The 16,047-nt window shown below is 73.7% G+C and carries 17 protein-coding genes and 1 pseudogene; 12 read left to right on the top strand and 6 right to left on the bottom strand.

Translation table 11 applies throughout. The features are described from left to right. The 3 genes and pseudogenes from BMZ33_RS24670 to ctaC form a co-directional block, all read right to left on the bottom strand. A pseudogene (locus BMZ33_RS24670) lies at positions 1-240 on the bottom strand (inositol monophosphatase family protein); the annotation flags it as partial. Positions 241-389: 149 nt separating this feature from the next. After that, on the bottom strand, positions 390-794 hold the full coding sequence (locus tag BMZ33_RS11420) for a cytochrome c oxidase subunit 4 (RefSeq protein WP_091110242.1): 405 nt from the start codon (positions 792-794) through the stop codon (positions 390-392). Between the two features lie 51 nt (positions 795-845). After that, positions 846-1,718 (bottom strand): aa3-type cytochrome oxidase subunit II, encoded by an 873-nt coding sequence (gene ctaC, locus BMZ33_RS11415; RefSeq protein ID WP_091110239.1) that lies wholly within the window; start codon positions 1,716-1,718, stop codon positions 846-848. Positions 1,719-2,043: 325 nt separating this feature from the next. On the opposite strand from ctaC, the gene BMZ33_RS11410 reads away from it, so the two are divergent. Genes BMZ33_RS11410 through asnB form a run of 3 tightly spaced genes read left to right on the top strand, consistent with a single transcriptional unit; the run spans position 2,044 to position 4,763 of the window. After that, complete coding sequence (locus BMZ33_RS11410) at positions 2,044-2,409, top strand: metalloprotease (RefSeq protein ID WP_091110237.1); 366 nt, start codon at positions 2,044-2,046, stop codon at positions 2,407-2,409. Continuing rightward, entirely contained in the window at positions 2,399-2,773 is a 375-nt protein-coding gene (locus BMZ33_RS11405; RefSeq protein ID WP_091110234.1) for a DUF3817 domain-containing protein, read from the top strand. Before BMZ33_RS11410 ends, BMZ33_RS11405 begins: the two co-directional genes overlap by 11 nt. Positions 2,774-2,828: 55 nt before the next feature. Beyond that, positions 2,829-4,763: an asparagine synthase (glutamine-hydrolyzing) gene (gene asnB / locus BMZ33_RS11400; RefSeq protein WP_091110231.1), complete on the top strand. Its 1,935-nt coding sequence runs from the start codon at positions 2,829-2,831 to the stop codon at positions 4,761-4,763. A gap of 123 nt (positions 4,764-4,886) precedes the next feature. Here the strand turns inward: asnB and BMZ33_RS11395 are convergent, their stop codons facing one another. Further along, positions 4,887-5,243 carry a HesB/IscA family protein gene (locus BMZ33_RS11395; RefSeq protein WP_091110228.1) on the bottom strand — a complete coding sequence of 119 codons (357 nt, stop codon included), beginning with the start codon at positions 5,241-5,243 and terminating at the stop codon, positions 4,887-4,889. A 152-nt stretch (positions 5,244-5,395) separates the two neighbouring features. Between BMZ33_RS11395 and BMZ33_RS11390 the strand changes: the two genes are divergently transcribed. Together BMZ33_RS11390 and BMZ33_RS11385 are read left to right on the top strand one after the other, a co-directional pair. Next, the gene (locus BMZ33_RS11390) at positions 5,396-6,010 is read left to right on the top strand and encodes a DUF3043 domain-containing protein (protein ID WP_091110225.1); all 615 of its coding nucleotides are present in this window, start codon (positions 5,396-5,398) and stop codon (positions 6,008-6,010) included. Positions 6,011-6,062: 52 nt separating this feature from the next. After that, on the top strand, positions 6,063-7,046 hold the full coding sequence (locus tag BMZ33_RS11385; RefSeq protein ID WP_091110222.1) for an aldo/keto reductase family protein: 984 nt from the start codon (positions 6,063-6,065) through the stop codon (positions 7,044-7,046). Positions 7,047-7,085: 39 nt separating this feature from the next. Here BMZ33_RS11385 and BMZ33_RS11380 read toward each other — a convergent pair whose 3' ends face one another. Then, on the bottom strand, positions 7,086-7,298 hold the full coding sequence (locus BMZ33_RS11380; protein ID WP_091110219.1) for a hypothetical protein: 213 nt from the start codon (positions 7,296-7,298) through the stop codon (positions 7,086-7,088). A gap of 124 nt (positions 7,299-7,422) precedes the next feature. On the opposite strand from BMZ33_RS11380, the gene BMZ33_RS11375 reads away from it, so the two are divergent. Genes BMZ33_RS11375 through BMZ33_RS11360 form a run of 4 tightly spaced genes read left to right on the top strand, consistent with a single transcriptional unit; the run spans position 7,423 to position 9,797 of the window. Then, positions 7,423-7,863, top strand: a complete 441-nt coding sequence (locus BMZ33_RS11375) for a phage holin family protein (RefSeq protein ID WP_091110216.1) — start codon at positions 7,423-7,425, stop codon at positions 7,861-7,863. Then, positions 7,860-8,324 (top strand): DUF3618 domain-containing protein, encoded by a 465-nt coding sequence (locus BMZ33_RS11370; protein ID WP_091110214.1) that lies wholly within the window; start codon positions 7,860-7,862, stop codon positions 8,322-8,324. The genes BMZ33_RS11375 and BMZ33_RS11370 overlap by 4 nt, the downstream gene beginning before the upstream one ends. Then, entirely contained in the window at positions 8,321-8,611 is a 291-nt protein-coding gene (locus tag BMZ33_RS11365) for a DUF4235 domain-containing protein (protein WP_091110211.1), read from the top strand. Before BMZ33_RS11370 ends, BMZ33_RS11365 begins: the two co-directional genes overlap by 4 nt. Before the next feature lie 16 nt (positions 8,612-8,627). After that, entirely contained in the window at positions 8,628-9,797 is a 1,170-nt protein-coding gene (locus tag BMZ33_RS11360) for a YihY/virulence factor BrkB family protein (RefSeq protein WP_091110209.1), read from the top strand. Positions 9,798-9,804: 7 nt separating this feature from the next. Here BMZ33_RS11360 and gcvT read toward each other — a convergent pair whose 3' ends face one another. After that, complete coding sequence (gene gcvT, locus BMZ33_RS11355; RefSeq protein ID WP_091110207.1) at positions 9,805-10,929, bottom strand: glycine cleavage system aminomethyltransferase GcvT; 1,125 nt, start codon at positions 10,927-10,929, stop codon at positions 9,805-9,807. Between the two features lie 102 nt (positions 10,930-11,031). Between gcvT and BMZ33_RS11350 the strand changes: the two genes are divergently transcribed. From BMZ33_RS11350 to sucB, 3 genes are all read left to right on the top strand, one after another. Further along, positions 11,032-12,543, top strand: coding sequence for a leucyl aminopeptidase (locus BMZ33_RS11350; RefSeq protein ID WP_091110204.1), 1,512 nt, complete (start codon positions 11,032-11,034; stop codon positions 12,541-12,543). A 157-nt stretch (positions 12,544-12,700) separates the two neighbouring features. Next, a complete protein-coding gene (gene lpdA / locus BMZ33_RS11345) occupies positions 12,701-14,083 on the top strand; it encodes a dihydrolipoyl dehydrogenase (RefSeq protein ID WP_169064184.1) in 1,383 nt (460 codons plus the stop codon). 48 nt (positions 14,084-14,131) lie between these two features. Continuing rightward, positions 14,132-16,039: a 2-oxoglutarate dehydrogenase, E2 component, dihydrolipoamide succinyltransferase gene (gene sucB, locus BMZ33_RS11340; protein ID WP_091110199.1), complete on the top strand. Its 1,908-nt coding sequence runs from the start codon at positions 14,132-14,134 to the stop codon at positions 16,037-16,039. The last annotated feature ends 8 nt before the right edge of the window (positions 16,040-16,047 follow it).

The following is a 16,047-nucleotide window of genomic DNA, read 5'->3' as shown; positions in this document are numbered from 1 at the left end:
GATCCGGACCCGGTCGGAGTCACCGAGCCGCCCGGACTCCTCGCCCAGGAACGCGTCCCCGGACCGGGCCTGCGACAACGTCTCCCGCAGCAGGCGCTCGACCGCCAGGTCGGCTGCGGTGACCGGTGAGCCGTCGGCCTTGCGGGTGGCCGGGACGCCGGAGCGGAAGTGGGCGAGCGCCAGCTCCCCTACCCGGCCCGCGGCGTCGAAGGCCAGTCGGAGGTCGTCATCGGCCTCCATCACCGTCGACGGTAGCGGCCACGTCCTGGCCCGACCGGAGGCACCGGGCCGCGTGCTGCACGCGCGGACCTCCGCGCCGGCGACCCCGGGGACGACGGGGGACCCTCCCCCGCGGCACGGGAGAGGGCCCTCCGGTCGGGTGGACGGCGTCAGCTCGACTGCGCGTTCTGCCCCACGTAGTACTCGAACAGCAGCCCACCGATGGTGACCAGGAGCGCCACGACGCCGATGAGCAGCAGCCAGACGTACCAGTACGCCAGGCCCAGACCGGTGATGGCGGAGGCCAGGGCCAGCCCGAAGGGCCAGTAGCTCGCCGGCGGGAAGAAGCCCAGCTCGCCGGCGCCCTCGGCGATCTCGGCGTCCTTGCGGTCCTCGGGTCGGGGGTCGATGCGGCGGGAGACGAACCAGAAGAAGCCGCCGATGAGTCCGGACAGACCAGCGGACAGGATGAGCGCCGTGGTGCCGATCGGCTCCCGCGACCAGATCCCGTAGACGGCCGCGGCGACCACGCAGAAGACCGCGATCAGATTGAGAATCAGCGCCTCGACCTTCACGGTCGTCCTCCCTGCGCGTCGGTGGCGGTGGTGGTCACGGGATCAGCGTGCTCAGTTCGCGGCCTGCTGGTAGTACCCGTCGCCCACGCGGAACGGGCGGGTCGTCGTCGCCTCGCCCTCCTGGCCGATGGTCTCCAGCGCCTCGCGCGTGCTCTGGCCGGCCTCACGGGCGGCCAGGTAGGCGTCGTACTGCTCGCCGCTGACCACGCGGACCTCGAAGTTCATGTACGCGTGGTAGCTCCCGCACAGCTCGGCACAGCGGCCGACGTAGGCGCCCTCCTGGGTGGCGCGGACCTCGAAGACGTTGTCCCGGCCGTTCTCGTTGCCCGGGATGACGTCGAGCTTGAAGAGGAACTCCGGCACCCAGAAGGAGTGGATGACGTCGGCGGAGGCGACCTCGAAGCGGACGTCCTGGTCGACCGGCATGACGAGGATCGGGATCTCGTCGGTGGAGCCGACGGTGTTCACCGGCTCGCCGTCGTCGCCGGTGGTCTCGGGGTAGACGAACTGCCAGTTCCACTTGAAGGCGTTGACCGCGATCGTCGCGTCGGGTTCGTCGCTGCGGTCCTGCACCTGGTTCTGGACGACGACGGTGAAGAAGAACAGGCCCGCGATGATCAGGAACGGGAAGATCGTGTAGGCGATCTCGAGCGGCAGGTTGTACGCCGTCTGCCGCGGGAGCTCGTCACCCTTCTTCCGGTGGAACAGCACCGACCAGACGATCAGGCCCCACACGAGGACCCCGACGATCAGTGCGGCGATGACCGAACCGGTCCACAGCTCGCGGACGCTCTCGGCCTCCTCGGTGATCCCCTCGGGGAAGCCGAAGCGCCAGAACTCGTTGTTGAGGTCGCATCCGGTGAGGGTGAGCACCCCCAGGAGACCGAGCGCGGCGACCCGCGCGAGCCTGCTGCGTCGAGCCACTGCTCGCTGCCTCCTCGTTCCTCCACCCGGGTGACCCGGGTGGCTCTCCGGCGCGACCGACCGCGGGGACCCCACGGCGGTCCGTGCGCCGACCTCAGTCTGGGCCGAGACTAACCGACCTCGCAGGAGGGGCGGCGACCGGAGACCCGATCCCGGCGGGTCGGCCCCGCACCGGCGCGTTCACCGCCCTGACGTGGCCGGAGACGCCCAGGCGTCCGGCGGGCCCGAGAGGGTGCGGGCGGGCCGCCCGGCGGTGCCGCGGTGGCGCGGTGACCCCCCTCACCGCGCCGCCGCCCCGGCTCCTGCGGCGGTTATTGTCGGGAGCGTGTGGACGCGGCTGCTGACCCCCCGCTGGGTGCTGCTGCACCTGCTCGTCGCCGCGCTCTTCGTCGCCACCTTCTTCCTCGGCTTCTGGCAGCTGGGCAAGGCCGAGGACGGCGGCGGCGCGGTCAACTGGAGCTACGCGCTGCAGTGGCCCCTCTACGGGTTCATGGGCCTGTGGTTCTACGTGCGCATGGTGCGCGAGGAGCTCCACCGCGACCCCGACGAGGACGAGCCCGGCAACGCCGTCGTCCTCTACCAGCGCCCGCGCATCGACACCTCGGGCGACCCCGAGCTGGCCGCCTACAACGCCTACCTCGCCGAGCTCAACGAGCGGGCGCTGGGCCAGCGGGGTCCCGGTGGCCGCTGAGCGCACCGCCGAGCGCAGCCGGCTGCCGTACGCCCTCGCCCGCCGGGTCGGGCAGGGCGTCCCCGCGGCGCTGACCCGCTACCGGGTCATGGCCTGGGTCGTGGGGGTGCTGCTCGTCGCGCTGGTGCTCGTCGCGGTGCCGGTCAAGTACCTCGGCGAGGTCGACGAGCCGGTCGCGGTCATCGGCACCCTGCACGGGTGGCTGTACGCCGTCTTCTTCGTGACGGCCTGCGACCTCGCCCTGCGCGCCCGCTGGACGCTGCGCGGCACGGTGCTCATCCTGCTGGCGGGGACGGTCCCGATCCTGTCCTTCGTCGCCGAGCGGATCGCCACCCGCAAGACCCGCGCCGGCGAGCGCGTCTGACCCCGTCCCGGCCCCCGGCCGGGCTCGAGCCGAGACCCCCGGAGACCTGCGCCTCATGTGCGGCCTGCTGGCCTACCTGTCCACCGACGCCCCCCGGGTCGACGACGACCGTGTCGACGGCGTCCGCGAGGCGCTGCACTGCCTGCACCACCGCGGCCCCGACGACACCGCGGTCTGGTCCGACGCCAACGTCGTCCTGGGCTTCAACCGGCTGTCGATCATCGACGTCGAGGGCAGCCCGCAGCCCCTCCCCTACGCCGGTGACCGCTACCGGATCCTGTTCAACGGCGAGATCTACAACTACGTCGAGCTGCGCGAGGAGCTGGCCGCCGCCGGCGCGCAGCTGGCCACACACGGCGACACCGAGACGATCGTCGCCGGCTACCACCTGTGGGGTCAGGACGTCGTCCGCCGGCTGCGCGGGATGTTCTCCTTCGTCATCTGGGACACCCACACCCGCACCGCCTTCGGCGCCCGTGACCCGTTCGGCATCAAGCCGCTGTTCACGGCGCGCCTGGCCGACGGCGGCCTGGTCTTCAGCTCGGAGAAGAAGGCCCTGCTGCAGCTGCTCGGCGGCAGCGCGGCGGCCGGCGGCGTCGACCCCGCCTCGCTGCAGCACTACCTGACGCTGCAGTACGTGCCCGAGCCCGCGACGCTGCACCGGGGCATCCGCCGGATCGAGAGCGGCACGAGCTTCACCGTCGTCGACGGCGAGCTGGCCACCGCGCGCTACTTCCACCCGGCGTGGCGGCCGCAGCCGGTCCCCGCCGGCGGCGAGCAGGAGCTCTACGACCGCATCGCCGCCGTCCTCGACGAGTCGGTGGCCAAGCACATGCGCGCCGACGTCACCGTCGGGTCGTTCCTCTCCAGCGGCATCGACTCCACCGCGATCGCCGCGCTCGCGCACCGCTACAACCCCGATCTGATGACCTTCACGGTCGGCTTCCAGCGGCAGGCGCAGTCGGAGATCGAGATCGCCGCGGAGTCGGCGTCGATCCTGGGCGTGCGGCACGTGCCGGTGGAGGTGACCGCCGAGGAGTTCGCCGCCGCCATCCCCGAGGTCGTCTGGTACCTCGACGACCCGGTCGCCGACCCGGCGCTCGTGCCGCTGTACTTCGTGGCCCGCGAGGCGCGCAAGCACGTGAAGGTGGTGCTGTCCGGCGAGGGCGCCGACGAGCTGTTCGGCGGCTACACCATCTACCGGGAGCCGATCAGCCTGGCCTGGGCGTCGGGGCTGCCCGCCGCCGGCCGCCGCGCGATGGCCCGGATCGCCGACCTGCTGCCCGAGGGCGTCCGCGGCCAGGACCTGCTGCGCCGGGCCGCCACCCCGCTCGAGCAGCGCTACTACGGCAACGCCCGCAACATGCGCGACGACGAGCTCGCCGCGCTGCTGCCCGGCCGCGACCCCGACCTCTCGCACGTTGCCGTCACCGAGGACCTCTACCGGCGCACCCGCGAGGCCGGCTACGACGACGTGACGGCGATGCAGTACGTGGACCTGTTCACCTGGCTGCGCGGCGACATCCTGGTCAAGGCCGACAAGATGACCATGGCGAACTCGCTCGAGCTGCGGGTGCCCTTCCTCGACCCGGAGGTCTTCGCGGTCGCGAGCTCCCTGCCGGTCGAGCAGCGGGTGCCCCGCCGCGGGGACGCCACCAAGTACGCGCTGCGCCAGGCGATGCGCCAGATCGTCCCGCCGCGGATCATGAACCGGCGCAAGCTGGGCTTCCCCGTGCCGACGGCGGACTTCCTGGCCGGCCCGCTGCACGACTGGGCCCGCGGCATCGTCACCGACAGCCAGACCCAGCAGTGGCTCGACCGCGACGTCGTCCTCGCTCTGCTCGACCGGCTGCGCACCGAGGACGTGCCCAGCAAGCGGGTGGCCCGTCAGCTGTGGTCGGTGCTCGTCTTCATGGTGTGGCACGGGATCTTCGTCGAGGAGCGGATCGCCGTCGACGTCCCGGAGACGGTGTACCCCGTCAAGCTCTGACAGACGCGGAACGGCGCCCGCCCCCGGAGGGGACGGGCGCCGTCGCGGTGACCTACTGGAACGGCCCCGTCGCAGGGTCCCGGGGCGCGCGGAGCGTGTCCCGGGGGGCGACGGGGTCCTCTCTCAGTGGAACGAGTCGCCGCACGCGCAGGAGCCCTGCGCGTTGGGGTTGTCGATCGTGAAGCCCTGCTTCTCGATGGTGTCGACGAAGTCGATCACCGCGCCGCCCAGGTACGGGCCGCTCATCCGGTCGACGATCACCTCGACGCCACCGAACTCGTAGGTCTGGTCGCCGTCGAGGAACCGCTCGTCGAAGAAGAGCTGGTAGCGCAGGCCGGAGCAGCCACCGGGCTGGACGGCGATGCGCAGACGCAGGTCGTCGCGGCCCTCCTGGTCCAGCAGCGCCTTGACCTTCGAGGCGGCCGGGTCACTGAGCAGCACGCCGGTGCTGCCGGGGGTCTCGGTGTCCTGCACCGTCATGTTCTGTCCTCCCACATCCGAGGGCGTCCGTTGTGCGCTCCCTGCCGCGGACCAACACCGCCGTGGCCGGTGGTGTTCCGATGCCCGTCCCACTGTACGGCGCGCACCGCGGGGGGCCAGTCCCCTGCGCGGACGCACGTAGACTCCCGGCCGTGAAGTTCCGCCTGCCCGGGCGCCGGGACCGCGCCGCCGCCACGACCGTCCCGGACGACGCCGCCGACCTGACCCCGCAGCTGGTGAAGGCCACCGGCAAGGGCCGGCCCACCCCCAAGCGCGTCGAGGCCCAGGGCCGCCGTCCCGGCCCCCCGCCGCCGCCTCCCACCACGCGCAAGGAGGCCTACAAGCGGATGCGGGAGCAGCAGGCGTCCCGGCGCGCCGACACCCGGGCCGGCATGGCCCGCGGCGAGGAGCAGTACCTGCCCGCCCGCGACCGCGGCCCGGTGCGCCGGCTGGTGCGCGACGTCGTCGACGCCCGCCGCAACGCCGGCAGCTTCTTCCTCGGTGTCGCCGCGCTGGTGCTGGTCGGGTACTTCATCCCCGACCCGGCGGTGCAGAGCTACACCGTCTTCGTCTGGTTCTTCTTCTTCCTGGCGATCGCCGTCGACTCGGTGTTCCTCGGCCGGCGGATCAAGAAGAAGGTCCTCGAGCGCTTCCCCGACCAGCCGCACCGCATGAAGGGCCTCGTCTGGTACGGCATCAGCCGCGCCACGATGATCCGCCGGTGGCGGTTCCCGCGGGCCGAGGTGCCCATCGGCGCGGACGTCTGAGCGACCTCCCCAGGCAGGCCGATCCCCCGCCGCCGCACTAGCGTCGGGGTACGTGGAGTACCGACGCCTCGGCCGTTCCGGCCTGACCATCTCCGAGATCGCCTACGGCAACTGGCTCACCCACGGGGGCCAGGTCGAGGAGGACGCCGCGCAGGCCTGCGTGCGCGCCGCCCTCGACGCCGGGATCACGACCTTCGACACCGCCGACGTCTACGCCGGCACCCGCGCCGAGTCCGTGCTCGGCCGCGCCCTGGCCGGCCAGCGCCGGGAGGGGCTGGAAGTCTTCACCAAGGTCTACTGGCCCACCGGCCCGGGCCCCAACGACCGCGGCCTCGGCCGCAAGCACGTCACCGAGAGCTGCGAGGCCTCGCTGCGGCGGCTGCAGACCGACCACATCGACCTCTACCAGGCGCACCGCTACGACGAGACGGTGCCGCTGGAGGAGACGATGACCGCCTTCGCCGACCTGGTGCGGGCGGGCAAGGTGCTCTACGTCGGCGTGTCGGAGTGGCGCGCCGAGGAGATCGCCGCCGGCGCCGCGCTCGCCCGGGACCTCGGCATCCAGCTCATCAGCAACCAGCCGCAGTACTCGATGCTGTGGCGGGTCATCGAGGACGAGGTCGTCCCGACGTCGCAGCGCGAGGGCGTCTCGCAGATCGTCTGGTCGCCACTGGCGCAGGGCGTGCTCACCGGCAAGTACCGCCCCGGCGAGCAGCCCCCCGAGGGCAGCCGCGCCACCGACCCGGAGGCCGGGCGGTTCATCCGGCGGTTCATGGCCGACGACGTCCTCACCCGGGTGCAGGAGTTGCGGCCGGTCGCCGACGACCTCGGCCTGTCGATGGCACAGCTCGCCGTCGCCTGGGTGCTCCGGAACGAGAACGTGGCTGCGGCGATCATCGGCGCGACCCGCCCCGAGCAGGTGCACGACAACGTCAAGGCGGCCGGCGTCCGGCTCGAGGCCGACGTGCTGGCCCGCATCGACGAAGTGCTCGGCGACGTCGTCGAGCGCGACCCGGCGAAGACCGCCCGCGGCTGACACGGGACCCTCGCCCCGGCCTCGACCTCTCCTGGAGGTTCAGGCCGGGGCGAGGGCCATCGGGCCGTAGACCTTCGCCTCCCCGTCGAACAGGCTGACCGCGGCCACGCCCCGGGCCAGCAGGTCGCGCCAGTTCTCCCCCAGCCAGGACTCCGCGTCGCCCTGGTTGTCCGCTGCCGGCACCTCGACACCGAGGGTGACCGGGTCCAGGGGTGCGCCGTCGGGGTCCTCGAGCCGCCACGTCCAGGTCATGCCCGCGAGGGTAGGCAGCGGCCGGCCGGGGCCGCCGTGTCCGGGGTGTGACCCGCGCCGGGGTTAGCGCGGTCCCCGCCGGGCATCTGGAGTCATCGACCGTCCCGCCACCACCGGAGGACCGATGACCACGCCCCCCACGGGCGGCGCCTCGCGCGCGACCCCGCCACCCCCGACGACGGAGGACGCCTCGACCGGCCAGCTGATCAGCCAGCTGACCGAGCAGGTCTCCCGCCTCGTCCGTGACGAAGCCCGGCTGGCCCAGGCCGAGATGACCCAGAAGGCCAAGCGGCTGGGCACCGGAGCGGGTCTGTTCGGCGGCGCCGGCCTGTTCGGCTTCCTCGGGCTGTGCGTCCTGGTGGCGACCTTCGTGCTGCTGCTCGACCTCGTGCTGCCGGCCTGGCTGGCGGCGCTGATCGTCGCCGTCGTCCTGTTCGCCGTCGCCGGCGTGCTCGCCCTGGTCGGCAAGAAGGACGTGCAGAAGGGGACGCCGCCGGTGCCCACCGAGGCGATCGCCAGCACGAAGGCCGACATCGCGACCGTCCGGGAGAGTGCGCGCCGATGAGCACCCCGTCCGGCAGCTCCCGCCCCGACGACGCGGCCGCGCAGGGTCCCACCGACCCCGACGCCATCAAGGCCGACATCGAGGCCACCCGCGAGCAGCTCGCAGGCACCGTCGACGAGCTCAGCCACCGCCTCGACGTCCCGGCGCGGGCCAAGGAGGGCGCCGCGCGCGCCCGCGACACCGCCGTCGAGACCTACCGCGAGAGCCCGCCGGTCGTCGCCGGCGCCGGGGCCGCCCTCGTGGGCCTGGTCGGGCTGATCGCGTGGCGGCGCCGGCGCAAGCGCCGCCGTGCCGCGGCCGCCCTCAGCAGCGGGGCCGCCCTGGCCGAGGCGCGGGCCGAGGCACGCCGTGCCCGCCAGGAGGCGGCCCGCGAGGCCGCCCGGGCCCGCCGGGCCGTCGCGAAGAACGCCAGGCGGACCAGGCGGACGTCGCGCCGCGTCTCGAGGAAGGTGCGGACGTGAGCGAGAGCAGGAACGCCAGCAAGAGCGCCAAGCTGGTCTACCGGCCGGTCGGACTGGCCGGCGGCATCCTCGCCGGTGTCATCTCCGGCGCGGTGTTCAAGCAGGTGTGGAAGCGGGTCTCCGGTGAGGACGACGCCCCGGACGCCCTGCAGAGCGAGTACCGCATGCGCGAGGTGGTGCTCGCCGCCGCCATCCAGGGCGCGATCTTCGCCGCGACCAAGGCGGCCATCGACCGGGCCGGGGCCCGCGGGTTCACCAAGCTGACCGGCAGCTGGCCGGGCGACTGACGCCGGGAGGGACGGGATGACGCGGACACGACCGGAGGGACGAGCGGGCGGGTCACCGGCCCGGCGCCGGGAGAGCGCCGTCGACCGGATCCGCGAGCGGGTCGAGGAGAAGGCGGCCCGGCGGGCGGCGGCCCGCGAGGCGGCCGAGCGCACCGTCCGCGGCGGACACGCGCCCGACCCGGGTCGTGTCCCGCCCGGCGGCCCCTCGCCACACGAGCTGCCCGGCGTCCACGCCGAGAAGCCGACCGAGATCCCCGCCCGCGGCTGGAAGCAGGTCGTCAAGCGGGCGTGGGCGGAGAACAACGCCGACAACATGCCGATCATCGCCGGCGGCGTCGCGTTCTTCGCCTTCCTGGCCATCTTCCCCGCGCTGATCGCCACCATCTCGATCTACGGCCTGGTCGCCTCGCCGGAGACGGTCGCCGAGCAGGTGGAGAGCCTCTCGGCACAGCTGCCCGACAGCGCCGCGAGCCTCATCGGCGACCAGCTGACGTCGATCACCCAGAACAGCGGCGGGGCGCTGTCCCTCTCGCTGCTCGTGTCGGTGCTCGGTGCGCTGTGGTCGGCCTCGGGCGGCACCGGCAACGTCATCTCGGCGGTCAACATCGCCTACGACGAGGTGGAGACCCGCTCCTTCGTCAAGCGCAAGGCGCTGGCGCTGGGGCTCACGCTCGGCGCGATCGTGTTCGTGCTGGTCACCTTCGCGCTGGTCGCCGTGGTGCCGGCCGTGCTCGACACGCTCCCTCTGGGCGTGGTCGGGACCGTCCTCGCGCAGGTCGTGCGGTGGGTGCTGCTGCTCGGCGTCTTCGCCGGCTCCCTCGCCGTCCTCTACCGGGTGGCGCCCGACCGCGACGCCCCGCAGCTGAGGTGGGTCAGCCTCGGCGCCATCGTCGTCACGATCATCTGGGCGCTGGTGAGCCTGGGGTTCAGCTTCTACGTCAACAACTTCGGGTCCTACGACAAGACGTACGGGACCATCGCCGGCGTCATCGTCCTCATGCTGTGGCTCTACCTGACCTGCTACCTGGTGCTGCTCGGCGCGGAGATCAACTCCGAGGCCGAGCACCAGACGGCGGAGGACACCACCGAGGGCGACCCGGTGCCGATGGGCGAGCGCAACGCCACGATGGCCGACGAGCTGCCCGACCCGCCGGAGCCGACGAAGGAGTCGAAGCAGAAGGCCTGAGCGCCGTTCAGCGCACGTGCGAGGGGACGAAGGGCGGCTTCACGACCTCGACCGGCTGCGGACGTCCACGGACGTCGACGGCCAGCTCCGCCCCCGCCTCGACGTCGGCGGCGGTGTCCAGCAGCGCGAGGGCGATGCCCGTGCGCAGGGTGGGCGAGAACGTGCCGCTGGTGACCTCGCCGACCCGGGCGCCCGCGCCGTCGAGCACCGCCATGCCCGGGCGCGGGATGCCCCGGCCGGGCGCGCGCAGGCCCCACAGCAGCCTCGCCGGGCCGGCCTCCCTCTCGGCCAGCAGCGCCTCCCGGCCCCAGAACGCCGGCTTGCGCCAGCCGACCGCCCAGCCGCTGCGGGCCTGGTTGGGGGTGATCCGGCGTCCGAGCTCGTGGCCGTGCAGCGGGTAGCCCATCTCGGTGCGGAGGGTGTCGCGGGCGCCCAGGCCGCACGGCCGGATGCCCTCGGCGGCGCCGGCCTCGAGCAGCCGGTCCCAGAGCGCGCCCGCCCGCTCGGCCGGGGCGAGCAGCTCGTAGCCGTGCTCGCCGGTGTAGCCGGTCCGGCACACGGTGACCTCCTGGCCCTCCCCGCCGGCGAAGGCCATGTAGTCCAGGTCCGCGTGGTCCAGGTCGCCGACCAGCCCGGCGGCGGCCAGGACGGCAGCCGACCGGGGCCCCTGGACGGCCAGCACGGCGACCTCCTCGTGCCGGTCGGTCACGGTCACCCCCGGCGGCGCCGCGGCGGCCAGCCGGGCGAGCACCTCCTGGGCGTTGGCGGCGTTGGGCACCAGCAGCACGTCCTCGGGGCCGTGCAGGTAGACGATCAGGTCGTCGACCACCCCGCCGGCGTCGGCCTCCCCGTCGGGGACGCAGCACAGCGTGTACTGCGCCCGGCCGGGGCCGATCCGCCCGAGGTCGTTGGTCAGGCTGGCGTCGACGAGGGCCGCCGCACCCGGGCCGCGGACGGTGCCGGTGCCCAGGTGCGAGACGTCGAAGAGCCCCACCCCCTCGCGCACGGCGGCGTGCTCGGCGAGCACGCCGCCGCCGGCGTACTCGATGGGCATGGACCAGCCGCCGAAGTCGGCCAGCTTGGCGCCGGCCGCGACGTGCCGCTCGTGCAGGGGCGAGGTCCGCGGGCTCACTCCCGCACGCTATCCGGCGACCTGCGGGACCGGCCCCCGTGCAGGAGCCTGCGCCGGGCGGGCGAGGCGAGGAGGGCACGCAGGTCCTCCTAGGATCGAGCGGTGCCGCCGACGATCACCGCCACCGACCGCCCGCTCGAGAAGACCCCCGCCGACGCCGTCGTCGTCGGCGTCGGGAAGGGCCCGTCCGGCCCGCTGCCCACGCCGGGCGCGGAGGCCGTCGACCGGCTGCTGGGCGGCCGGCTGATGTCCGCGCTCGCCGACCTCGGCGCCCGCGGGAACCCTGACGAGGTGACCCGGCTCTCCAGCCTCGGCCAGGGTCCCTTCCCGGTGGTGGCGGCCGTGGGGCTCGGCGCGCCGGAGGCCACCGGCGGCTACTCCGCCGAGGCGGTCCGCCGGGCGGCGGGCGCCGCCAGCCGGGCGCTGTCCGGGCGCGGCTCCGTCGTCACGCTGCTCGCCGCGGTGGGCGGGGCGCCCGACGCCGAGCGGCTGCACGCCGTCGGCGAGGGCGCGCTGCTGGGTGCCTACGAGTTCACGGCCTACAAGTCCGACCTGCCCGCCGACCGGCCGGCCCCGCCGCGCGAGGTCACCGTCGTCGTCCCCGACGCCGGCGCGGCGAAGGCGCCGCTGGTGCGGGTGCGCGCGGTGGCCGACGCCGTCGCGCTCGTGCGCGACCTGGTCAACACCCCGCCCAACGACCTCTTCCCCGCCGAGCTGGCCGCCCGCGGTGCCGAGGCGGGCAAGGCCGCCGGCCTGTCGGTCGAGGTGCTGGACGAGGACGACCTCGTCGCGGGCGGCTACGGCGGCGTGCTCGCCGTGGGCAGCGGCTCGGTGCGGGGGCCCCGGCTGCTGCGGCTGACCTACAGCGGCAAGAAGGCGCGCAAGAAGGTCGCCCTCGTCGGCAAGGGCATCACCTTCGACAGCGGCGGCCTGTCGATCAAGCCGGCGCAGAACATGCACCACATGACCAGCGACATGGCCGGCGCCGCCGCGGTCATCGCCACCGTGTGCCTCGTCTCCCGGCTGGGCCTGCCGGTCGAGGTCACCGCCACCGTCCCGATGGCCGAGAACCTGCCCAGCGGCACCGCCTACCGCCCGGCCGACGTGGTCACCTTCCGCAACGGCAAGAAGGCCGAGATCACCAACACCGACGCCGAGGGGCGCGTGGTCCTCGCCGACGCCATCGCCCGCGCGGCCGAGGACTCGCCCGACGTCCTGCTCGAGACCTCGACGCTCACCGGCGCCCAACTCGTCGCCCTCGGCTCGCGGACGGCGGGCGTCATGGGCAGCGACGACCTGCGCGACGCCGTCGTCGCGGCCAGCCGGCGCAGCGGCGAGCCCATGTGGCCGATGCCGCTGCCCGAGGAGCTGCGCCGTGGCATCGACTCCCCGATCGCCGACTTCGTCAACGCCAACGCCGACCGGATGGGCGGCATGCTCGTCGGGGCGCACTTCCTCGCCGAGTTCGTGCCGGCCGGACTGCCGTGGGCGCACATCGACATCGCCGGGCCGAGCTACAACACCGGCGCCCCGTGGGGCTACACGCCCAAGGGCGGCACCGGCGTACCGGTGCGCACGCTCCTGGCCACCATCGAGGACCTGCTCACCGGCTGACCCGCACCACCGGCGGGGCGCCCGCGCCGTACCCCGGCGACCTGCGCCCCGCCGTGGTCGCCGCCCTCGGCCGGACGATCTCCGGAGTGGCAGGATGGGCGCGGACCATCCCCCGTTCGGACGAACGAGGGAGGCCACGGACTACGAGGAGCACGTCGTGAGCGCACCCACCTCCCCCGCCGACCTGGTCATCCTCGGTGGTGGCTCGGGTGGCTACGCCGCCGCGCTGCGAGCGGCCGAGCTCGGGCTGTCGGTCGTCCTGATCGAGAAGGACAAGGTCGGCGGCACCTGCCTCCACCGGGGCTGCATCCCCACCAAGGCGCTGCTGCACAGCGGCGAGGTCGCCGACTCCGCCCGCGAGGGCGAGCAGTTCGGCGTCAAGACCTCGCTGGCCGGCATCGACATGGACGGCGTCAACGCCTACAAGGACGGCGTCGTCTCCCGGCTCTACAAGGGCCTGCAGGGGCTGATCAAGAGCCGCAAGATCACCTACGTCGAGGGCGAGGGCCGGCTGGTCTCCCCCACCGCCGTGTCCGTGAACGGGGAGACCTACGAGGGCCGCCACGTCCTGCTGGCCACCGGGTCCTACTCCCGCAGCATCCCGGGGGTCGAGCTCGACGGCGTCCGCGTCATCGACAGCGAGCAGGCCCTCGGCCTCGACCGCGTACCGACCTCGGCGATCATCCTCGGCGGCGGCGTCATCGGCTGCGAGTTCGCCAGCGCGTGGAAGTCCTTCGGCGTCGACGTGACGATCATCGAGGGCCTCAAGCACCTCGTGCCCCTGGAGGACGAGAGCTCCTCCAAGCTGCTCGAGCGGGCGTTCCGCCGCCGGAAGATCAACTTCGAGCTCGGCAACCTGGTGTCGTCGGTCCAGCCCACCGAGAACGGCGTGAAGGTCAGCCTGCAGAACAGCAAGGAGTTCGAGGCCGAGATCGTGCTGGTCGCCGTCGGCCGCGGCCCGGTCAGCCAGGGCCTGGGCTACGAGGAGGCCGGCGTCGCGATGGACCGCGGCTACGTGCTCGTCGACCAGTATTGCCAGACCAACGTCCCCACCATCTCCGCCGTCGGCGACCTCATCCCGACCCTGCAGCTGGCCCACGTCGGCTTCGGCGAGGGCATCCTCGTCGCCGAGCGCCTCGCCGGGCTGCCGGTCGTGCCGATCGACTACGCCGGCGTCCCGCGGGTCACCTACTCCGAGCCCGAGGTCGCCTCCGTCGGCCTCACCGAGGTGCAGGCCCGCGAGGAGTACGGCGACGAGATCGAGACCCTCGTCTACGACCTCGGCGGCAACGGGCGCAGCCAGATCCTCAAGACCCAGGGCGCGGTCAAGCTGATCCGCCAGAAGGACGGGCCGGTCGTCGGCGTGCACATGGTCGGCAGCCGCGTCGGCGAGCTCGTCGCCGAGGCGCAGCTCATCTTCAACTGGGAGGCCCTGCCCGACGAGGTGGCCGCCCTGATCCACCCGCACCCGACGCAGAGCGAGGCCATCGGCGAGGCCCACCTGGCCCTGGCCGGCAAGCCCCTGCACGCGCACAGCTGACCGAGCACCCCGTCTCCCCCACCGCCACCACGAAGGAGCCCTGCCCCGATGCCGACCTCCGTCACCATGCCCGCCCTGGGCGAGAGCGTCACCGAGGGCACGGTCACCCGATGGCTCAAGCAGGAGGGTGAACAGGTCGAGGTCGACGAGCCCCTCCTCGAGGTCTCGACCGACAAGGTCGACACCGAGATCCCCTCGCCCGCCGCGGGCGTCCTCAGCCGGATCCTGGTGTCGGAGGACGAGACCGTCGAGGTCGGCGCCGAACTCGCGGTGATCGGTGGCGAGGGCGACGGGGACGGCGGCGGCGGTCCGGCGTCCGCGGACGACCAGGACACCCCGCAGACCCCCGACCAGCAGGTCGCCGACGCCGGTCCCGCTCCGCAGGAGGAGCAGCAGCCCGCGCCCCAGCAGGAGCAGGAGCAGGGGCAGCAGCCGGCACCGGCCTCGGCCGACGGCGGCTCCGGTGGCGGTGGCGGGGGCGGTGAGGGGACGCCGGTGACCATGCCGGCGCTCGGCGAGAGCGTCACCGAGGGGACGGTCACCCGCTGGCTGAAGGCCGTCGGCGACGAGGTCAGCGCCGACGAGCCGCTGCTGGAGGTCTCGACCGACAAGGTCGACACCGAGATCCCCGCACCGGCGTCCGGCACGCTGCTGGAGATCACGGTCGGCGAGGACGAGACCGTCGAGGTCGGCGCGCAGCTGGCCGTCATCGGCAGCGGTGCCGCGGCGAGCGCCCCCGCACCGTCCGCGCCCACCCCTGCCCCGGCCCAGCAGGACACGCCCGTCACCCAGCCGCCGGCACCGCGGCAGGAGCCCCCGGCTCCCGCGCCGCCCGGCCCCCCGCCGTCGGTCCCGGCCGGTGCCGACTACGGCTCCGGTGCCGCCGAGACGGTCGCCGAGCAGCAGCAGACCCCACCGACCCAGCCGCGCCCGGCGTCCTCCGGCGAGCAGGCCCCGGCGCCGGCTCCCGCGCCGGCCCCGGCGCCCGCCGACGGTGCGGGCACCTACGTCACCCCGCTGGTGCGCCGCCTGGCCGCCGAGCACGGCGTCGACCTGAACTCGATCACCGGCACCGGTGTCGGCGGGCGGATCCGCAAGCAGGACGTGCTCGCCGCCGCCGAGCAGGCCGCCGCCCCGACCGAGGCCCCGGCTCCGGCAGCCGCTCCGGCGCCTGCCGCGGCCGCCGGCCGGCCGGCCACCCCGTCGCCGGCCGCCCAGCCCGACCCGTCGCTGCGGGGCCGCACGGAGAAGATGTCCCGCCTGCGCAAGGTCATCGCCCAGCGGATGGTCGAGTCGCTCGCGGTCAGCGCCCAGCTGACCACCGTGGTGGAGGTCGACATCACCCGGATCGCCAAGCTGCGTGACCGGGCCAAGGCGGACTTCCAGGCCCGCGAGGGCGTCAAGCTGTCGTTCCTGCCGTTCTTCGCGAAGGCGGCCGTCGAGGCGCTCAAGGCCCACCCGGCCGTGAACTCCTCGGTGGACATGGAGGCCGGCACGGTCACCTACCACGACGCGGAGAACCTCGGCGTCGCGGTGGACACCGAGCGCGGCCTGCTCGTGCCGGTCATCCGCGACGCCGGTGACCTCAGCATCGGTGGTCTCGCCCGCAAGATCTCCGACCTGGCCGAGCGCACCCGGCTGAACAAGGTGACCCCCGACGAGCTGGGCGGCGGCACGTTCACGCTGACCAACACCGGCAGCCGCGGCGCCCTGTTCGACACGCCGATCATCAACCAGCCGCAGGTGGCGATCCTCGGCACCGGCAGCGTGGTGAAGCGTCCGGTGGTCGTGCAGGACCCCGACCTCGGCGAGGTCATCGCGGTGCGGTCGATGGTCTACCTGGCCCTCACCTACGACCACCGGATCGTCGACGGTGCCGACGCCGCCCGCTTCCTCACCACGGTCAAGGACCGGCTGGAGGCAGGCCAGTTCCAGGGCGAGCTCGGTCTCGCCTGACGCCCCCC

This window comes from Geodermatophilus dictyosporus (genome assembly GCF_900115505.1).
Taxonomy (GTDB): Bacteria; Actinomycetota; Actinomycetes; order Mycobacteriales; family Geodermatophilaceae; genus Geodermatophilus; species Geodermatophilus dictyosporus.
This window is presented reverse-complemented; position numbering and strand designations above follow the sequence as displayed.

Excerpts from the sequence above, each read along its gene's own strand:
- asnB (WP_091110231.1), top strand. The coding sequence starts at position 2,829 with ATGTGCGGCCTGCTGGCCTACCTGTCCACCGACGCCCCCCGGGTCGAC.
- BMZ33_RS11395 (WP_091110228.1), bottom strand. The coding sequence starts at position 5,243 with ATGACGGTGCAGGACACCGAGACCCCCGGCAGCACCGGCGTGCTGCTC.
- BMZ33_RS11380 (WP_091110219.1), bottom strand. The coding sequence starts at position 7,298 with ATGACCTGGACGTGGCGGCTCGAGGACCCCGACGGCGCACCCCTGGAC.
- BMZ33_RS11375 (WP_091110216.1), top strand. The coding sequence starts at position 7,423 with ATGACCACGCCCCCCACGGGCGGCGCCTCGCGCGCGACCCCGCCACCC.
- BMZ33_RS11370 (WP_091110214.1), top strand. The coding sequence starts at position 7,860 with ATGAGCACCCCGTCCGGCAGCTCCCGCCCCGACGACGCGGCCGCGCAG.
- BMZ33_RS11360 (WP_091110209.1), top strand. The coding sequence starts at position 8,628 with ATGACGCGGACACGACCGGAGGGACGAGCGGGCGGGTCACCGGCCCGG.
- sucB (WP_091110199.1), top strand. The coding sequence starts at position 14,132 with ATGCCGACCTCCGTCACCATGCCCGCCCTGGGCGAGAGCGTCACCGAG.